At 55.2% G+C, this 17,959-nt stretch carries 16 protein-coding genes and 1 pseudogene; 11 read left to right on the plus strand and 6 right to left on the minus strand.

All coding sequences use genetic code 11. The annotated features are described in order from the left end of the window. Positions 1–122: 122 nt before the first annotated feature. Positions 123–2,339, minus strand: coding sequence for a catalase HPII (gene katE / locus CFII68_RS21460; RefSeq protein ID WP_256211707.1), 2,217 nt, complete (start codon positions 2,337–2,339; stop codon positions 123–125). Positions 2,340–2,526: 187 nt separating this feature from the next. On the opposite strand from katE, the gene CFII68_RS21455 reads away from it, so the two are divergent. The 5 genes from CFII68_RS21455 (at position 2,527) to CFII68_RS21435 (ending at position 7,409) form a co-directional block, all read left to right on the plus strand. Continuing rightward, entirely contained in the window at positions 2,527–3,534 is a 1,008-nt protein-coding gene (locus CFII68_RS21455; protein ID WP_018602793.1) for a methionine ABC transporter ATP-binding protein, read from the plus strand. Further along, positions 3,534–4,208, plus strand: a complete 675-nt coding sequence (locus CFII68_RS21450; RefSeq protein WP_014335809.1) for a methionine ABC transporter permease — start codon at positions 3,534–3,536, stop codon at positions 4,206–4,208. The genes CFII68_RS21455 and CFII68_RS21450 overlap by 1 nt, the downstream gene beginning before the upstream one ends. 79 nt (positions 4,209–4,287) lie before the next feature. Then, positions 4,288–5,061: a MetQ/NlpA family ABC transporter substrate-binding protein gene (locus tag CFII68_RS21445; RefSeq protein WP_018602795.1), complete on the plus strand. Its 774-nt coding sequence runs from the start codon at positions 4,288–4,290 to the stop codon at positions 5,059–5,061. A 597-nt stretch (positions 5,062–5,658) separates the two neighbouring features. Next, positions 5,659–6,714, plus strand: a complete 1,056-nt coding sequence (locus tag CFII68_RS21440) for a DUF262 domain-containing protein (protein ID WP_018602797.1) — start codon at positions 5,659–5,661, stop codon at positions 6,712–6,714. Further along, positions 6,711–7,409, plus strand: a complete 699-nt coding sequence (locus tag CFII68_RS21435) for an MAE_28990/MAE_18760 family HEPN-like nuclease (protein WP_018602800.1) — start codon at positions 6,711–6,713, stop codon at positions 7,407–7,409. The genes CFII68_RS21440 and CFII68_RS21435 overlap by 4 nt, the downstream gene beginning before the upstream one ends. Before the next feature lie 674 nt (positions 7,410–8,083). On the opposite strand, the gene CFII68_RS21430 is transcribed toward CFII68_RS21435, so the two are convergent. Further along, on the minus strand, positions 8,084–8,443 hold the full coding sequence (locus tag CFII68_RS21430; RefSeq protein WP_018602801.1) for a DUF6124 family protein: 360 nt from the start codon (positions 8,441–8,443) through the stop codon (positions 8,084–8,086). A 683-nt stretch (positions 8,444–9,126) separates the two neighbouring features. On the opposite strand from CFII68_RS21430, the gene CFII68_RS0125795 reads away from it, so the two are divergent. The 4 genes and pseudogenes from CFII68_RS0125795 to CFII68_RS21415 all read left to right on the plus strand — a co-directional run. After that, a complete protein-coding gene (locus tag CFII68_RS0125795; RefSeq protein ID WP_033062452.1) occupies positions 9,127–9,501 on the plus strand; it encodes a lysozyme inhibitor LprI family protein in 375 nt (124 codons plus the stop codon). 244 nt (positions 9,502–9,745) lie between these two features. After that, a complete protein-coding gene (locus tag CFII68_RS21425; RefSeq protein WP_018602805.1) occupies positions 9,746–10,870 on the plus strand; it encodes a diguanylate cyclase in 1,125 nt (374 codons plus the stop codon). Positions 10,871–11,507: 637 nt separating this feature from the next. After that, the gene (locus CFII68_RS21420) at positions 11,508–11,927 is read left to right on the plus strand and encodes an organic hydroperoxide resistance protein (RefSeq protein WP_003196182.1); all 420 of its coding nucleotides are present in this window, start codon (positions 11,508–11,510) and stop codon (positions 11,925–11,927) included. Between the two features lie 33 nt (positions 11,928–11,960). Next, positions 11,961–12,245: pseudogene (locus CFII68_RS21415) on the plus strand (hypothetical protein); the annotation flags it as partial. 119 nt (positions 12,246–12,364) lie between these two features. Here the strand turns inward: CFII68_RS21415 and CFII68_RS21410 are convergent. Beyond that, entirely contained in the window at positions 12,365–13,153 is a 789-nt protein-coding gene (locus tag CFII68_RS21410; protein ID WP_018602813.1) for an SDR family NAD(P)-dependent oxidoreductase, read from the minus strand. A 280-nt stretch (positions 13,154–13,433) separates the two neighbouring features. Here CFII68_RS21410 and CFII68_RS21405 point away from each other — a divergent pair, with 280 nt between their 5' ends. Both CFII68_RS21405 and CFII68_RS0125800 read left to right on the plus strand, forming a co-directional pair. Then, the gene (locus CFII68_RS21405; RefSeq protein WP_018602817.1) at positions 13,434–13,922 is read left to right on the plus strand and encodes an ATP-binding protein; all 489 of its coding nucleotides are present in this window, start codon (positions 13,434–13,436) and stop codon (positions 13,920–13,922) included. Continuing rightward, positions 13,915–14,340 carry a MarR family winged helix-turn-helix transcriptional regulator gene (locus CFII68_RS0125800; RefSeq protein ID WP_018602820.1) on the plus strand — a complete coding sequence of 142 codons (426 nt, stop codon included), beginning with the start codon at positions 13,915–13,917 and terminating at the stop codon, positions 14,338–14,340. Before CFII68_RS21405 ends, CFII68_RS0125800 begins: the two co-directional genes overlap by 8 nt. Positions 14,341–14,509: 169 nt before the next feature. Here the strand turns inward: CFII68_RS0125800 and CFII68_RS21400 are convergent, their stop codons facing one another. The 3 genes from CFII68_RS21400 to CFII68_RS21390 form a co-directional block, all read right to left on the minus strand. After that, positions 14,510–15,778 (minus strand): IS110 family transposase, encoded by a 1,269-nt coding sequence (locus CFII68_RS21400; protein ID WP_018602822.1) that lies wholly within the window; start codon positions 15,776–15,778, stop codon positions 14,510–14,512. A 367-nt stretch (positions 15,779–16,145) separates the two neighbouring features. Further along, complete coding sequence (locus CFII68_RS21395) at positions 16,146–16,499, minus strand: VOC family protein (RefSeq protein WP_018602824.1); 354 nt, start codon at positions 16,497–16,499, stop codon at positions 16,146–16,148. A gap of 51 nt (positions 16,500–16,550) precedes the next feature. Beyond that, positions 16,551–17,600, minus strand: a complete 1,050-nt coding sequence (locus CFII68_RS21390; protein WP_018602826.1) for an FAD-binding oxidoreductase — start codon at positions 17,598–17,600, stop codon at positions 16,551–16,553. Between the last annotated feature and the right edge of the window lie 359 nt (positions 17,601–17,959).

A 17,959-nucleotide genomic window follows, 5' to 3' on the forward strand; every position in this document is an offset into this window, starting at 1 on the left:
GAGATCTGACCCTGTGAGAATTGACCCTGTGAGAGCTAACACCTGTGAGAGTTGATGCTGTGGAGCTGATCTGTGGGAGCAAGGCTTGCCCGCGATAGCGCCCTACCAGACAACAAATCTCTTTAGGCCGGAACCGCCTTGGCCTTCGGCTCCCGCGCCCAAACCCGATGCTGAGCAATCGCCGCAAAAAACCGCGAAAAACCGCTCGCATCCGCATCTTCGATCAACCCCGCATCCACCTCCAGCTTCAACTCCACCAACAACTGCCGGGCCTCACCATGAAGCCCAATGGCTTTCAGATGCTTGTAGGCCTCCAGCACGTAATGCAACGCCACGCCGTCGCGACTCAAGACCTTGATCAACTCCGCCCCACCCGGCACGAACACCGCGTCAAAGGCAATCGACGGCAACCCTTCCATGGACGCATCCACCGCCAGCGTTTTCCCATCGGCCGTGGTCACCGGTGCGGAGGTCGGCCCCAGCACTTTGGCGTGGGCGCCCTCGGCCTTCAGGGCCTTCTTGAGCGCATCAATGATCGCCCCATCGACACCGTTAGCCACCAACACCGCCACTTTTCGCGTCTTGATGTCGCCGGACAGCAGGTTCGCCTGACTCAAGGCCGGTGACTGCTGCAGCGATGGCGTTGGCACATCGACGGTGCCAGCGGTGGGCGCCGGCAACCCGAGGTTTTTCGCCACACGCGCAGCCAATTCCAGGTCGATATTGGCGAGGATCTCATTGACCTGCCGCGCCCGGATGAACTCACGCTCCACCTTGCCCAGCTCGAAGCTGTAGGCAGCAATGATGTGCTCCTGCTCATGAGCGCTCATGCTCTTGTAGAACAGCCGTGCCTGGGAGAAATGGTCGGCGAACGAATCGCTGCGTTGGCGGATCTTGTAGGCGTCGATGCGCTCTGGGTAACTTTCGAAGCCGCCATCTTCCGGGCCGGGCAGGGTTTCCTTCGGCCAGCCGCCGTCGATGGAGTTCGGCTCGTAGGACGCACGCCCCTTGTCGATGGTGGTGCGGTGCATCGCATCGCGCTGGCCGTTGTGTACCGGCGTGATCGCCCGGTTGATCGGCAGCTCATGAAAATTCGGCCCACCAAGTCGGCTGATCTGCGTATCGGTGTAGGAAAACAGCCGCCCTTGCAGCAACGGGTCATTGGAAAAGTCGATGCCCGGCACGATGTGCCCGGGGCAGAACGCAACTTGCTCGACCTCGGCGAAGAAATTGTCCGGGTTGCGGTTCAGCACCATCTTGCCCAGGGGCGTGATGGGCACCAGCTCTTCAGGGATGATCTTGGTCGGGTCGAGCAGGTCGAAGTCAAACTTGTGCTCGTCTTCCTCGGCAACAACCTGCACGCCGAACTCCCATTCCGGGTAGTCGCCCATCTCGATCGACTCCCAGAGATCGCGACGGTGGTAGTCCGTATCTTTACCCGCCAGTTTCTGGGCTTCGTCCCACACCAACGAGCAGGTGCCGACGGTAGGGCGCCAGTGGAATTTGACGAAGCTGCTTTTGCCTTCGGCGTTGATCATGCGGAAGGTGTGCACACCAAAACCCTGCATCGTGCGTAGGCTTTTTGGAATGGCCCGATCAGACATCGCCCAGATCACCATGTGAGCCGATTCCGGCACCAGCGAGACAAAATCCCAGAACGTGTCGTGGGCCGAGCCGCCTGTAGGCATTTCGTTGTGGGGCTCGGGTTTCACCGCGTGGACAAAGTCCGGAAATTTCACCGCGTCCTGAATGAAAAACACCGGCATGTTGTTGCCCACCAGGTCGAAGTTGCCTTCGTCGGTGAAGAACTTCACCGCAAAGCCACGCACGTCCCGCACGGTGTCGCCGGAGCCGCGTGGGCCTTGCACAGTGGAAAAACGCACGAACACCGGGGTTTTCTTGCTCGGATCTTGTAGGAAACCGGCCTTGGTCAATGCCGAATGCGCGTCATAGCTCTGAAAATAACCATGGGCGCCGGTCCCACGGGCGTGGACGATGCGTTCCGGGATACGCTCATGGTCAAAGTGCGTGATTTTTTCACGCATGATGAAGTCTTCCAGCAACGAAGGGCCGCGGGGGCCCGCGCGCAGGGTGTTCTGGTTATCGGCGATCTTCACGCCCTGGTTGGTGCGCAACGCCTGTTCGGTGGCGTCGGAGCGAAACCGTTCCAGGCTCTCGAGCTTGGCGTTGGTGTTGCCGCGATCCAGCGTGTCGGTCCCGGCCAGTTGGCTCTTGTTGACCGTGGGCTTTTTGGTACTCATCAGGCATGACTCCTCTTTGCAATCCCCGCCATGGCCGGGACTCTTGAGTTCGATACCGCAGGTTCGGCACCTGGGCATTTTCGAGTGGCCTAATGAGTGACCGACGCCGTTTGGCCGTGTTCCTTTTTTATGGCCTTTGATCGCGTTATTGCCAAATGACAGGTCTGATCGCAAATAAATGCTAAGAACCTCTATACGGACAGGCTAAAATGCGCGCCCGGCTAACCGCTGATCCTTTTCCAACGCGCCCCACAAGGTTCGCTACGTGATCGAGTTTCAAGACGTCCATAAAACCTACCGAGTCGCCGGTAGGGATATCCCCGCCCTGCATCCGACCAGTCTGACGATTGAGAACGGTCAGGTCTTCGGCCTGATTGGCCATTCCGGTGCGGGAAAAAGTACCCTGCTGCGCCTGATCAATCGCCTGGAAGATTCCACGGGCGGCAAGATCATCGTCGACGGCGAGGAAGTCACCGCCCTGGACGCCAGCGGCCTGCGCCGCTTCCGCCAGCAAGTCGGGATGATTTTCCAGCACTTCAACCTGCTGGCGTCCAAGACCGTGGCCGACAACGTGGCGCTGCCGCTGACGCTGGCCGGCGAATTGTCCCGCAGCGAAATCGACCAGCGCGTCGCCGAGTTGCTGGCACGGGTGGGCCTGTCCGACCACGCCAGGAAATACCCGGCGCAACTGTCCGGCGGCCAGAAGCAGCGCGTCGGCATCGCCCGCGCCCTGGCGACCAAACCCAAGATCCTGCTGTGCGACGAGGCCACCAGCGCCCTCGACCCACAGACCACCGCCTCGGTGCTGCAACTGCTGGCGGAGATCAACCGCGAGCTGAAGCTGACCATCGTGCTGATCACCCATGAAATGGACGTGATCCGCCGCGTTTGCGATCAAGTGGCCGTGATGGACGCCGGCGTGATCGTCGAGCAAGGCCCGGTGGCCCAAGTGTTCCTGCACCCCAAGCACCCGACTACCAAGCGTTTCGTCCAGGAAGACGAGCAGATCGACGAAAGCGAACAGCGCGACGATTTCGCTCACGTCCCCGGGCGCATCGTGCGTCTGACGTTCCAGGGCGACGCGACCTACGCGCCATTGCTCGGCACCATCGCCCGGGAAACCGGCGTGGACTACAGCATCCTGGCCGGTCGTATCGACCGCATCAAAGACACCCCCTACGGGCAACTGACCCTCGCCATCACCGGCGGTGACATGGAGGCGGCGTTTGCCCGCTTCACCGCGGCCGATGTCCACATGGAGGTGCTGCGCTAATGGAACTGCTGAATTCGTTCTTCTCCAACATCGACTGGCTGGAAATCTGGCTGGCGACGGGCGACACCTTCCTGATGCTGTTCGGTTCGCTGCTGTTCACCGTGCTGCTCGGCCTGCCGCTGGGCGTGCTGCTGTTCCTGTGCAGCCCGCGCCAGTTGCTAGAAGCCCGCGGCGTGTATGCGCTGCTGTCGCTGATCGTGAACATCCTGCGTTCGCTGCCGTTCATCATCCTGTTGATCGTGATGATCCCATTCACGGTATTGATCACCGGCACCTCCCTGGGCGTGGCCGGCGCGATTCCACCACTGGTGGTCGGCGCGACACCGTTCTTCGCCCGCCTGGTGGAAACGGCCCTGCGCGAAGTCGACCGCGGCATCATCGAAGCCACCCAGGCCATGGGCGCCACCACCCGGCAAATCATCGTCAACGCCTTGCTGCCAGAAGCCCGCCCGGGCATTTTTGCAGCGATTACGGTGACAGCGATTACGCTGGTGTCCTACACGGCCATGGCCGGTGTGGTCGGCGCCGGTGGTTTGGGCGACCTGGCGATCCGGTTCGGTTACCAGCGTTTCCAGACCGACGTCATGGTGGTCACGGTGGTGTTGCTGCTGGTGCTGGTGCAAGTCCTGCAGACCGTAGGCGACAAACTGGTTGTGCATTTTTCTAGAAAATAAGGCCTCGCGGCCAATAAACCATGAGCCGGCCATTCGCTGGCAGGCGCCAAGAGCAGGCGCCCCACAAGGAGTTAGCTGAATGAAGAAACTACTGGTTGCCTTCGCTGCCGCCGCAGCGTTTTCCGCCCACGCCGCCGACACCCTGACCGTCGCGGCCAGTCCGGTCCCGCACGCGGAAATCCTCGAATTCGTCAAACCGGCATTGGCCAAAGAAGGCGTGGACCTCAAGGTCAAAGTCTTCACCGACTACATCCAGCCGAACGTACAAGTTGCGGAAAAGCGCCTGGACGCCAACTTCTTCCAGCACCAGCCGTACCTGGATGAGTTCAACAAGGCCAAGGGCACGCACCTGGTGAGCGTGGCCGGTGTGCACCTGGAACCACTGGGCGCGTACTCCAGCAAGTACAAGGCACTGACAGAACTGCCGGGCGGCGCCAACGTGGTGATCCCGAATGACGCTACCAACGGCGGTCGTGCGCTGTTGTTGCTGGCTAAGGCTGGGGTGATCAAGTTGAAGGATTCGAACAACATCCTGTCGACTACCAAGGACATCACCGAGAACCCGAAGGATTTGAAATTCCGTGAGCTGGAAGCGGCGACCATTCCGCGGGTGCTGACCCAGGTGGACCTGGCGTTGATCAATACCAACTATGCGTTGGAGGCGAAGCTTGATCCTTCCAAGGATGCGTTGGTGATTGAAGGTAACGACTCGCCTTATGTGAACATCCTGGTGGCTCGTGAGGATGATAAGAACAGTGCGGCGATGAAGAAGCTGGTTGCAGCGCTGCATACGCCGGAAGTGAAGGCTTTTATTCTTGAGAAATACAAAGGCGCGGTTTTGCCGGCGTTTTGATCTGATCGGGTGGTTAAAAAACGGGGCTGCGTGGGAATGCAGGCCCGTTTTTTTGCTTGGATTATCGATTAAAACATGATGAGGAGATTTACTTCTCACTCAACGGGAAGGGGCGTTGGACATAATACCTCCTTCCATCGGCTCCTATCGAAGGCTATCTAATGGGCCATGAGCAGTCCCTTCACTAGGACTGGTTGGCCATAATCGAAGCAATAAAACCCAGAACGATTTATCTGGCACACATTCAGCTAGCCTTCCGTAGTTACATTGACTACACCTAGGCGCTGCTTGAGCCTTAACTGATCCATTCAGATATCCGTTGCTGCTAGTGCGCCAAGGGTTTTGATAGACCTAAATTCTCGGCTGGCCTTTGCTCAAATATTGCGCTTAGCGATTCTGTAGATTTATTTTAATGAACACAATCAGGAATAATTCTCAGATGCTCTTGTGCAAACAGGGGGTGCCACAAGCACATCCTTCGAGCTAGAATGCCTCTAGCGTAAAAACAGATGCATTTTGGCCTCGAATTCATGACTGGGGGAGAAAATAAGTATTTGGGTTTTGCGCAAGGAACTCTACTCAGGGGATTAGCATTATATGACAAAAGTAACCGGCAATTTCTCGCAACTACAACAGCAGTTGGATGTCGAGCGTCGACTAGTTTCCTTTGATAGTTACGATATGACTATAAAGCAAATATATGACATGTTTGCCGAAGGTCACATTTTTGTTCCACCTGAATACCAACGGCAATTTGTATGGGATGCTGTCCGAGAATCAGAGTTAATCGAGTCTGTATTTCTGGGCATTCCCGTTCCAAGTCTTTTTATGGCAACGAATGCTGATGCCACTTGGGAAATCGTTGATGGCGTACAGCGCTTATCGACAGTAGCACATTATATTGGCGACAACTCCGACCTGCTTGAATCAATTAACAGGAAAGGAGCGCTTGAACTCGACAAACTAGAAAAGCTAACGACATTAAACAAACAGAAGTTTGAAGACCTACCAAAATCTGTACAACTAATGTTTATGACCAGGCCAATCCGAGTTACTGTTCTTAACGACAAAAGCGACCTAAGCGTCCGATTTGATTTATTTGAACGTTTGAATACTGGTGGCATATTGCTAACCAACCAAGAGATTCGCAACTGTATTTACCGCGGTAAATTTAACGACTCCCTCAAAAAAATATCAAAAATAGATGATTTCAAAACAGTGGTACGACTGCGAGAGAGCGATTCTAAAAATGGTACCGCTGAAGAGTATGTTCTTAGATACATGGCATATTTGTACAACTATGAGAACTTTGAAAAAAGTGTGAAAGGCTTTCTAAATGACTATATGAAGGTTAACTCCGAGAAAGCACTACCAGCAAAAAAAGCGTCTATGTTTAAACAAGTACTATCAGTATTAGCTATTGCATTCCCCCACGGATTGAGTCGCGGTCAATCTACTATAACCCCTGCCAACTTATTCGAAGCCATTTCTGTTGGCACGGCTCTGGCAATAGAGGAAGGCGTTCAAATAGATACTCAGAAACTAAGGGCTTTGGTTGCGGATTCAGAGCTTAAGAAAATCACCACCGCAGGGACAAATAATAAGCGAATGGTTACAGGGCGTATTCATTATGTCCGCGACTATTTGAAATGATGATGCTCGATCTTCCGAGAGGACAGATAGCGGATCGTTTTAGAGAACTTCGCATGTTCTTATCCTTCATCAAAACACAAGAGTCGACAGATGTCCCTCCTATAGATCCGCTGGAGGTGAAAATTTTACGAGGCCTTTACTATGTTCAATTATATGGTGCGCTTGAACAGTCCCTAAATGATGCGGCTGAAGCATTCTTGCAAGCGTTATCCGAGTTTCAGCTTTGTAACAATGATTTTAATTTAGCCATCCTGCCTACTGTAATGAATTCACACTTTAAGAGTCTTTCTGAAGTACAGGGGCAAAAACGATGGAAAAAACGGGTGGATTTCATATCCGCAATCGCCAATGGGGACATATCGAAAATTGAGAACACCGTATTCTCTCCACTCTTTCAAAGTTCAGAAATAGAAGTAATTTCTAACGTCATGTCTTATATTGGCATAGCTTCAGATTTGTTACGAGAAAGCGAGGATCGGTTTTATGTAGATGAAGTTGTTCAGAAGCGTCACCAAGTAGCACACGGGCGTATTAGTCCGGCAGTGGTAGGCGCTCGGGGACGCTCAGAAGATCTTGAGTTGCGGCTTGAGGCGGTTTGGCGAATAGTAGAGTTGGTTGTGAGCATGCTGGAAGAGCACTTCAAAAATTTAGAATTTTTAACCCCGGAAGCAAAAATAAAATTAATAAGAGAATAGGTTTAATATAGGCAGAAGAAAGCCTACACATTGATTTCAAAAACAGGAAAGCTGGAGACAACAAAGCACAAAATTATGGAAGCACTCTCTTAAAATTGAGTCCACGCTACGTTGGCGTAGTGTATGCGAATGATTGCAAAACAAAGCATCAAGTAATATAGACATACAAGCCACTCCATTCTTTGCAAGCGGCCTGCAAGTTATCGCACTTATTATTTTTTCCTAGGTTTTCCTGCGTCATCACGCTTATCACGGACTTGACCGTCTTGGTTCCGAGAGCGAGGCTGAACGCCGCCGCCTGGCTTTGGAACAGTTACGTTTGGATTCAAAGGTCTTCTGTCAGTCATGCTGTCATCCTTGTGAAGGTAGCTACGTCGTGAGAAGTGGCTCACCATGGAAAGTACTGTCTCGAAAACCTTCATCCAAGGCGCCACCGTTCAGCTTAGACCAACCGCTCGGCCATAGAAAAAACCGTGAAATTTTTATCCGATTTGTCTTGCTAAGCTACATCACATGTTCCGAGGCAGAAGTGCTCAGGCCTTTTTTACTTTTTGTTCCTTAGGTCATGGCTCCTCATGCGACTCTTCTCAGGGTGAGGGTAGCGACGGCCAGATGGAACACAGCAAACCCGACACAAAATGTCGGGTTTGCTTTTTTTGGAGGATGTTTACCTGCTATCGCGGATCGACGTTATCCAACACCCGATTCGCCAGCAATGAACTCAATTCGATCAATTGCTGGATGCCGAGAAGGATGTGACGACGCGGACCTTCCAGGTCGAAGGCCAGGTTGCTGACCATCGCGTCGGCTGCCGCCAAGGTTTCGCTGAGGTTGGCGAGGAGAGATTCGTTGTCGGCGTTTTTTGCGACGGTGAAGAGCTGGCCCGGTTGGGACGCATCTTCGGACTTTGCCGGTTTCGGTAGCAGGTAGTGATCCAAGGCGCGTTTGGCGGCTTCGTCTTGCTTTTTGGCTTTGGATCTAGTGTGCGGGGGAGTTTGGTCCGTTTCCGGAGGGTTTGGAGTTATTTTGTACATAAGCTGGAATCCTCGAGTTAGGCCGCGACCCTTTCCCTACTAAAAGAAGGGTGGCAGCTGTACGCAGGTTAGTAGACCGGGGATTCCAGCATTGCCGGCGCGCCGAAGCGCCCTGCGCACAGCCACCATCAAGGACAGGAATTGGAACACCTGCCTGAGTGGAGAGCTCATGCATCTTGCGGAAAACCTCGGGCTACTAAACCCGACCACTGATGGGCAGTGGCAGGAAAACGATAGAGCCCAGGGGCAAGGTGCACAAGCGGGCGGATTCTGGCGTAGTTGTAGGTAATGGCGCAAGGATGTGTAGCTTGAGAGAAAGATCACGCCAGCGGAATAAACAGGGCTTGGTTTTGGCCCGTAAATTGGGGCTAGACGGGTTTGCGGTTGGGGTTTGAAGTGGGTGATGCGGTTTTGTCTGTAGGCATTTTCCGTGGTGGGTGGGGCTGCTTTGCAGCCCAGCGGGAGCAAGCTCCCTCGCCACATTTGACCGGCTTGGGGATTCGGCGAGGGCGGCGGGAACGACCCAGCCTTTTTCAGCAATCACTTGCTCCCGAACCCCTATCAGCATTTGCCCATTGTTCGGGCCGAATGAACCCTAGGATCTGCTTCATTGTTCTACAACCCGCATGATAAATTCCCGCCGCGACCTCTAATGAATAGAGGGCATTCAGGGAGTGAAATGAATGATCAAGTCTTTGTTGGTTGGGGCATTGCTGGCAATGGCATCCGCATCGGCATCTGCGATGAGTTGCGATAACCCTAGAAACGCCTATGACAGAACCTATTGCGCATCGCTGAAAATGGTTCAGTCGGATCAGGACATCAATGATCAATACAAGAAGACGATGAGTGCGCTGAACCCGGATCAAAAGAAAAAAGTGAAAGCCGCTCAAATCCAGTGGATCAAAAATCGTGACAGCGCCTGTTCCAACGATGGCCTGCTCTACCTGGACTGTGCCAATGAGAAGACCGAGGCACGTATCGTCATACTCAAAGCTGTCGAGCGCGAGTGCCGTGCTGCCGGTTGCGACGACGCCAAGCTGTCGCAAGTCGAGTAACCCGTAAACAACTTGCCCTCGCTGAAAAACCCGACGTAACGCGTCGGGTTTTTCTTTGGCGGGTTCACCCGCTACCACGGCTCGACGCTTCGCAGCCCAGTAGGAGCAAGCTCCCTCGCCACGGGGGGTTTGTGTTCCTGCATAACGTTTGGGGATAAATCCCCTCGTCACAGTAATTCAGTTGTTTACGGTAATGGCAGGGTGCCACAATCGTTTTTTGTCGCGTCATAACCAGGTGGTTCAAATGTATGGCCCAAGATTGCGCAATGGCCAGGATTTTGTAATAGCCGAGCAGGTGCGCACCGACCGATTGCAACAGCTGTTTCGCCAATCCGTTTCTGCGGTTTTTGGTAGCTACCTTGCTGCCATCATGCTGAGTTGGCTGTGTTGGGATCGTTTTGAGCACGGCGCTATTTTTTGGTGGATGGTCATCCTGACCGCATCGACGCTGTTGCGTATCGCGATGTTCGTTGCCTATTTCCGCAGCGACGAAAGTCAGCGCACGCCTCAACAGTGGGAGCGCAAATACTGGGTCACCCTGGTGCTATCCGCCAGCATCTGGGGCGGCGGGGCGTTCGTTCTCATGCCGGCGGACGATCTGTTGTCGCAGGCGTTGGTCATGCTCTTTACAGTCGGCATGTCCGTCAGCGCGGTGTCCTGCTACTCGGCTTACCGCGATATGACACTGGTCTCCATTGGCGTGGTGTTGTTGCCGTGCACGATCTGGCTGCTGTTTCAACCGTCCCCGATTCAAGTCGGCATGGCCCTTTCGATTCTGGTGTTCACGGCATTTGCGGCCCGCGCCACGCACAAAATGTCCCAGGCACTGGAAATCGCCTTTCGACTCACCCGTGAAATGGAACAGGCCAACAGCATTTCAACCCGCGCCGCTCAAACCGATGAACTGACCGGCCTGAAGAGTCGACGGGCGTTTTTCGAGCATGCCCAGCAGCTTTACAACGAATGTAAGGCCAAGCGGCAAGGCTTGTGCGCGGTCATGTTGGACATGGATCACTTCAAGCACATCAACGACACCTACGGCCATCAGGTCGGCGATCAGGTTTTGCGCCAGATGGGAGCGGTCATCAGTTCGTCGTTTCGGGCAACGGATATCCACGGTCGGCTCGGTGGTGAAGAGTTCGCCATTCTGCTCCCGGACACGTCCATTGGGGTTGCCACCCAGATTGCAGAACTGCTCGTCGATACGATTGCAGGTTTGATGATCGAGCCTGTCCACTGCATATCAGCCAGCCTCGGCGTGGCATCGACGGAGGCCTGCAACAAGGATCTTCACAGCTTGATGAACGATGCGGATAAAGCCCTGTATCGGGCGAAGGCGCTGGGGCGTAATCGAGTGGCTGTTGCTTAGTCGGGTTGGCTTTGCCCAGAGCGAAACCAAAAAAAACCGCCAGTTCGGCGGTTTTTTTTGTATCAGCAGAAAATCAGGTTCTGGCTCCGGCCATACGGCCCACGGGTTCAAGCTCCTTACCCTTGGCGAGGCTAACCGACAAGAACTGGCGCTCAATAGTGGTCGCGCAGCCAGCCAGACGGCGAGCTTCCGCTTGGTACTGAGCTGCAAGCAATGGCTTGGGAGTGTGCTTGGAAGCCTTCATAGAAAACTCACAATAGAATTGGGGTCACTTTCCAAAAGCGGAACGCGGAGCGTCCCTGGCGGCATTCCCACGCAGAGCTTGGGGACGATCGAAACCTATCATACTGCTTATGAATTTCCCTCTCTTTGAAGGCCTGCAATTGCGCTGGTCCTGCTGATCCCCCCTAGCACCTCCTTCCCCTTGGCTCGCCTCGCGGCCCACACAAGCTGGCGACACTGCGACACCTAGAAATAAATTTCTTTTTAGATCAATTGGTTAATTCAAATCAGGGAGTTTTTTAAAAATTTATCTTGCGCGCCAACTATTCATCCGTTAACTTTATCGCAACTGGTTAGCGCGCAAACATTTAGCGCTAAACAAAATTGATCAAATCAATCAGCGAAAGGAAACACCATGAACGTTCTCTACACCGCAGTCGCAACCTCCACCGGTGGCCGTGATGGCCGTGCTGTTTCCAGCGACAAGATTCTCGACGTGAAGCTGGCCACTCCAAAAGCCTTGGGCGGCGCCGGTGGTGAAGCCACCAACCCTGAGCAGTTGTTCGCTGCCGGTTACTCCGCCTGCTTCATTGGCGCATTGAAGTTTGTCGCCAGCCAAAGCAAACGCAGCATTCCTGCTGACGCTTCGATCACGGCACATGTCGGTATCGGCCAGATCCCTGGCGGTTTCGGCCTGGACATCGACCTGCACATCAACCTGCCAGGTCTGGATCAAGCCGATGCTCAAGCGCTGGTCGACGCCGCTCACCAGGTTTGCCCGTACTCCAACGCGACACGCGGCAACGTCGACGTCCGTTTGCACGTCACCGTCTAACTCACTTCATCTACGAATAAAAAGGATCAGGACATGAAAACGCTCAACAAAACTCTCATCGGCTCGCTTCTGGCACTGTCCCTCGGCAATGCGTTCGCGACTTCCTTCGTTCAACCTACGTTCGCTGAGGGTGGTTCGGATCGCCTGATCGAAAGCCGCGTAGCTGAAGGCGGCTCCGATCGCCTGATGGAAAACCGCGTGGCCGAAGGCGGCTCCGATCGACTCATCGAAAACCGCGTAGCTGAAGGCGGCTCGGATCGTCTGATGGAAAACCGCATCGCTGAAGGTGGCTCGGATCGGCTGCAAAACAGAGTGAGCTGAACAATCCCTTCACCGCTCCGAAAACCGGTCGAATCAACCCATGTTGCTTCCAAAAGAAAAAACGCCGCTTATCTCTCATGAGGAAGCGGCGTTTTTTTGCAACATGTCCCAGGATCCTAAACGATGCTATCCACCACCCCACCATCAACACGAAGCGCCGCTCCGGTGGTGGCCGAGGCCTGTTCCGAGCTGGCGTAGATGATCATGTTGGCGACTTCCTCGACGCGTGCCGCGCGCTGGATGATCGAGGTGCTGCGGTGCTGGTTGACGAAATCTGCCGCGACCTTTTCCAGGCTGTCCCCGGTGCGCTCGACGTCTGCCTGCAGCATCTGGGCAACGCCTTCGGAAAGCGTCGGCCCAGGCAGCACCGAGTTCACCGTCACGCCGGTGCCGGCGAGGCGTTTGGCCAGGCCGCGAGCGATTGAGAGTTGGGCGGTTTTGGTGAAGCCGTAGTGGATCATGTCGGCGGGAATGTTCACGCCGGATTCCGAAGAGACAAACACAATCCGCCCCCAGCCGCGCTCGACCATGCCCGGGGCGTAGGCCCTGGAAACACGCACGCCGGACATCACGTTGGTTTCGAAGAAGCGCTGCCATTCGCTGTCCGGCGTTTCGAAGAAGTCTTCCAGTTTGAAAATGCCCAGGTTGTTGATGACGATATCGAAGCGTGGGTATTTGGCGATCAGTGCCTGGCAGCCCGGCGCGTTGCTGAGATCGCCCACAAAGCCGTCGGCCCTTGAGGCGAGGTCGCCCAAGCGTTGCAACGCGTCCTCCACGCTGCTCTCACTGCGACCGTTGATGACCACGTGGGCGCTGGATTCGAGGAAGCCTTTGGCTGTGGCAAAACCGATACCGCTGGTGGAGCCGGTGACTAAGACGTGGCGTCCGGTGAAGTCGATTTTCATGGCAGGGACTCCTTGATTAATGGACCTGGGGGACTGTGCGATATTCCTGGCTGGACGGTGGTTCGGCGGGTTTAGGGGTCGGTTGTCGAGGGGCTGGAATGGTCATTCACCCAGCGTTTTCGATATCGCAGGGGGGTAATCATGGACGCGGTTGAGGGTTTTCGCCTCTTTGTGAGCATTGCTGAGACAGATGGTCTGAAAATACTAATCGCCAAGGTTGACGCGCCCACTTAATTTCCAGATGCTGTAGTAGTCAAGTATCTGGAAGGCAGGCGTTGAAATGAATTCTGTGCATATTGTTTTTGGTCCTCTTGGGGCGGGCAAGTCGACGCTAGCTCGAAAGCTGAGCGCCAAATTGACCGGCGTCCGCTTCTCTATCGATGAATGGATGTTCAGGCTTTATGGCCCAGATTTACCCCAGCCTATGAACTTGGCGTGGGTTTTAACGCGCGTACAGCGGTGTGAGGCGCAGATGTGGGAGATGTGTTTACAGGTCCTGGATTCGGGTCGCGACGTTGTGCTTGATCAAGGCTTCATGACCGAAGCTGATCGCACGCGAGTTCGTCTGTTGGCCGGCCAATCCGGATATCAGGTGTCCAGCTATTTCATCGACGCAGATCTCCAACTGCGGCGCGAGCGGGTCATGCGCCGGAACACTGAAAAAGGAGAGACCTATGCCTTTGAGGTGACGGGGCCCATGTTCGATGCCATGGAGGCACGATTTGAACGTCCCTCCCCAAAAGAGCTGGAGCAGTGCTGCCATGTCTGACAACAAACCTAATTCAGATGCCGCCAACGGCTCAATGCTTGATCTATGTATTCGCCTGTCACGCGCATACACCTCGGCATCGCGGCGCGTTGACGCCAAGCTCTCCGCCGTTCATGGCCTGAGCTTCAGCGACTTCATGATCCTGTATCACCTAAAACATGCGCACAACTCGCGACTGCGGCGCGCTGATCTGGCTGAGTGCATGGGGCTGACTGCATCGGCAGTCACCAAATCCCTGCTACCACTTGAAAAAATAGGCTTGGTTTCTCGCCAAAGCGACCCACGAGATGCGCGTGTGGGATACGCCTGTTTAACCCCAACTGGCTATCAAGTTTTTGCCGATGCAGAGGTCTCTGCCGAGATCGCTTGCCAGGGCGTCTACGAGGCGTTGCTGGGGGAGTGGAGCAAGCGCGATTAGTTGTTTGTGGGTGGGGAGAAGGGTGGCGGTGGGGGAATAAACAGAGCGTTGTGTTGCCCTGGGACTCGGAGCAGGACTTACTTCTGCTCAGCGGATAGGCGTCGTAAAGCGGTTGATGCGGTTTTTCTGTAGGAATGATGGGGGCTGCTTCACGCCCTGAGCTCTTCCGTCAACATACCTTTGTTGCTTGCGATGCCCTCGTCAAAGGCGAGTCGTGGCAGGTCAAGGCTTGTAGATAGACGCTTTCGTCGTATGGAGTTCTAGTTTTCCAGCACCGATAAACGATTCTGATCCATTTAAAAGCCAGTGCCCTCAGGGCTGCTTGATGAGAGCAGCCTTTGGCCTTCTGCTGGCGATAGTAAGCCCCTGCCCATGCCGATTGATTGATGCTGTGGGCAGCCCACTCCACAAACGTCTGGCGCAAAAAGGTTGAACATTGATAGCGCCAGCGGACGATTTTCTTCTTGCCACTGCGCTCGGTAACCGGAGCGATCCCGGCATATCGCTGCACAGCACCAGCATTCTTGAAACGATCACGTTGCTCACCAAAAGCCACCATCAGCCGTGGTGCAAGCTGTTGCCCGGCCCCAGGCAAGGATTTGAAGAGGCTGTAATCGGCCAGGGTATTGGCCGTTTCTTCGATCGCCGCATCAAACTGCTTGATCGCCACCAACATCCCGCTCAACTGCGATGCCAGGATCCGTACATACAGCGCTGAAGGGTTAACAATCCCCGGATCCTCTGTCAGCGGCGTGGCCTTGAGGATCAGGGCCAGACGCTCCTGATTGAGTTCTGCATGGCGAACATTATGCGCATTAAGAAACTTCAAAACGCTGGCAGGCCGAGCACGTTTAAGTGCCTCCAACGTCGACCAACGCTCCAGGAAATTACAAAACACCAGCGTGTCATGGTCGTGGAACAGCTCCAGCACCAACGGATAGTACTGCTTGAGCATGCAAACCAACCGATTGCTGATTCTTACTCGCTCATCAACCAAGGTTCGCCGATGTTCGGTCAAGCTAGCCAGAGAGCGTATGGCAGGACTTTGTTTCTCTTGCTGGGGAAATCTGTCGGGATGCTTGAGCAACAGCTCAAGCGCCCACTGGGCATCGCTCGGATCATCCTTCGCACCGCTGGGGACGAAGGCTTTACGCTGCTTGGCTAAGGTGGCGGGGTTAATCGGGAACAAACAAAAGAAATCATATTTTTGCAGAGCCGCGATCAACGGTCCTTTGTCCAACTCCACGGCAATGGCGATAGGGCCGCCATAGCGCTGGTACAGCGCATGAGCCCATTGATCAATGGCTTCGGGGGTGTGTCGGATCACCGAGAAGGACCGCTGGGCCTGCCCAGCAACCTGCAGGCAAACGTCATGTTTGGTATCGGCCCAATCAATTCCGATATAAGCAGTGAATTTCTGAGACAACAGCGTTTGCATGGCACACCTCCACAGACGCTAAAGTACATGCAGGAACATGCATGCTTGCGTCCAGCGAAGGCGATATAGAGAGCCGTGGCCGGCTTTCCCTGAGTGTTCGTTAGAGGGCGCAAGCGCACCTGCTGGCCTCGAAGGTGAAGCAGTAATCATCGAGATGCGTTGCAGCCCTATTCGTAGCCCGCAGGTGCATGTTCCTTCCTCGCCGACAACCGAATTCCAGCGAACATCAGTATGGAAGAGCAAGGAACGGACTACCTATATCGCAGCCCAGCGGGAGCAAGCTCCCTCGCCACAATGGATGACCTCGCCCCATTTTGCTTAGTTGAACCGACATGGAGAGGGAGGCTTGTTTGCGTTCAATCAGCTATCAGGAAGCCGACCACACCGCCAACTCATAGCCATCCGGATCGATAAAATGGAAACGTCGGCCACCCGGGAACGCGAACACTTCACGGCTGATGGTCGCTCCTGTGGCCTTGAGCCTGAGTTGGGTGGCCTCAAGGTCATCCGCGTACAAGATGATCAACGGGCCGCCCGGGCGCACCGGTTCACCGGTCGTGAAGCCACCGGTCAGGCGACCGTCGCTGAATTCGGTATAGGTCGGGCCGTAGTCGACGAAGCTCCAGCCGAATACATCACCATAGAAGGCTTTGCTTCGGGCGATGTCGTTGACATTGAACTCGATGTTATCGATCTGACGGTCTTTACCTCGAATGCCCATTGTCGCTTCCTTGGCTGATTTTGGAATAGGCGAGCTTAGGCCATTCAACCCTCAATGCGCTTGGAAAAATCGATCCGGACGGCAGGGGGCGAGGGCGGAGGACGCCTCGTTGTCGATGATCTCTTCAGCGGCAAGCCGACCCACAATCGCCGCCAGGGTAACGCCGGGGTGCATGACGCACACGTATACGCCGCCAACCTGCGGAAGATAACCAATGATGGGGAGGTCATCGGCAGGCATTGGTCTGTATCCGACACGAGCCGATTGCAGATCCAGGGAGACAACGCCGTGGAGTTCGCTTTTGATGGCGTTGGCGGTGCGCAGCGCGATCTCCGATGGTTGGTTTTCCAGGGCCTCGTCCAGATAGTCTTCGGCCGCCAGCAACGCACCCTCCGGGGTTTGCCTCACTTCCATTTCAGGGCTGGAGATGAGGGTGCGCACCAGGTTGGGTGGCGAGCTGTAGCGGATGAAAATTGCCGGGGAGGCGTCTATGGGCAGGCAGACTTCAAGCAGGTTGGTCAGCTTCGTGATGCCTGTACCGGCTGCCAATACGACGATATCGGCTTCGATGACGCCCGCGGCGGTTTCAACGCCCCGCACACTGGACCCCTGAGTTTTAAAGCCGAGAACCGGCGTTTGAGTGAGCACTTGCGCGCCATTCGCTTGAGCACCGGCGATCAACGCATGGGTTGCTGCTACGGCGTCCAGTGCTCCTTCATCGGCTGCATACGAAGCCTGTTGAGGAGGGCTCTTGAGGTTTGGCTCAAGTTCACGGATCTGTGATTGGGATATTCGGCTTGCCGACGCTTTTGAACTCGGGCCGTAAGATAGGGCGCCAGTCCATTGGATCTTCAGGTCGGGCAGCTGTGTTTCGAGTCGACGGTATTCCTGGATGGCAGCACCGCGTAATGGCGCAATGGGGTCGGGTTCGCCATGGGAGGTGTTGATCCAGGCGAATGAGCTGCCGGTCACGCCTGACGCGATGCCTTCGGCCTCGACCACGGTGACATTCGCGCCTTTGGTCGCCAGATGGTAGGCCAGGGATGCGCCTACGATGCCGGCACCGATGACGATGACGCGTTTGCCTGGAGCGCTATCCATTCGGCCTCCGTTGGGTTTGCCTGGGGGAATACGTTAGCCCGGTCGGGGCTGCTGCGCAGCCCAGCGGGAGCAAAGACCCTCGCCACTGGAGGGTCGGGTCAGTTAGTTAGGCGGCGGCTGTCAGGGCGCTATCGCGAGCAGGCTCGCTCCCACAGGGATTGGGGATGGACGCGATGTCTGTGAGCAAACCCGAAAAAACTGTGGGAGCTGAGCTTGCTCGCGATAGCGGTGGGTCTGCTTGCATCGATGTTGAATGTGCCGCCGCCATCGCGAGCAGGCTCGCTCCCACAGGGATTGGGGATGGATGCGATGTCTGTGAGCAAACCCAAAAAAACTGTGGGAGCTGAGCTTGCTCGCGA

Source organism: Pseudomonas sp. CFII68 (genome assembly GCF_000416195.1).
Taxonomy (GTDB): domain Bacteria; phylum Pseudomonadota; class Gammaproteobacteria; order Pseudomonadales; family Pseudomonadaceae; genus Aquipseudomonas; species Aquipseudomonas kilonensis.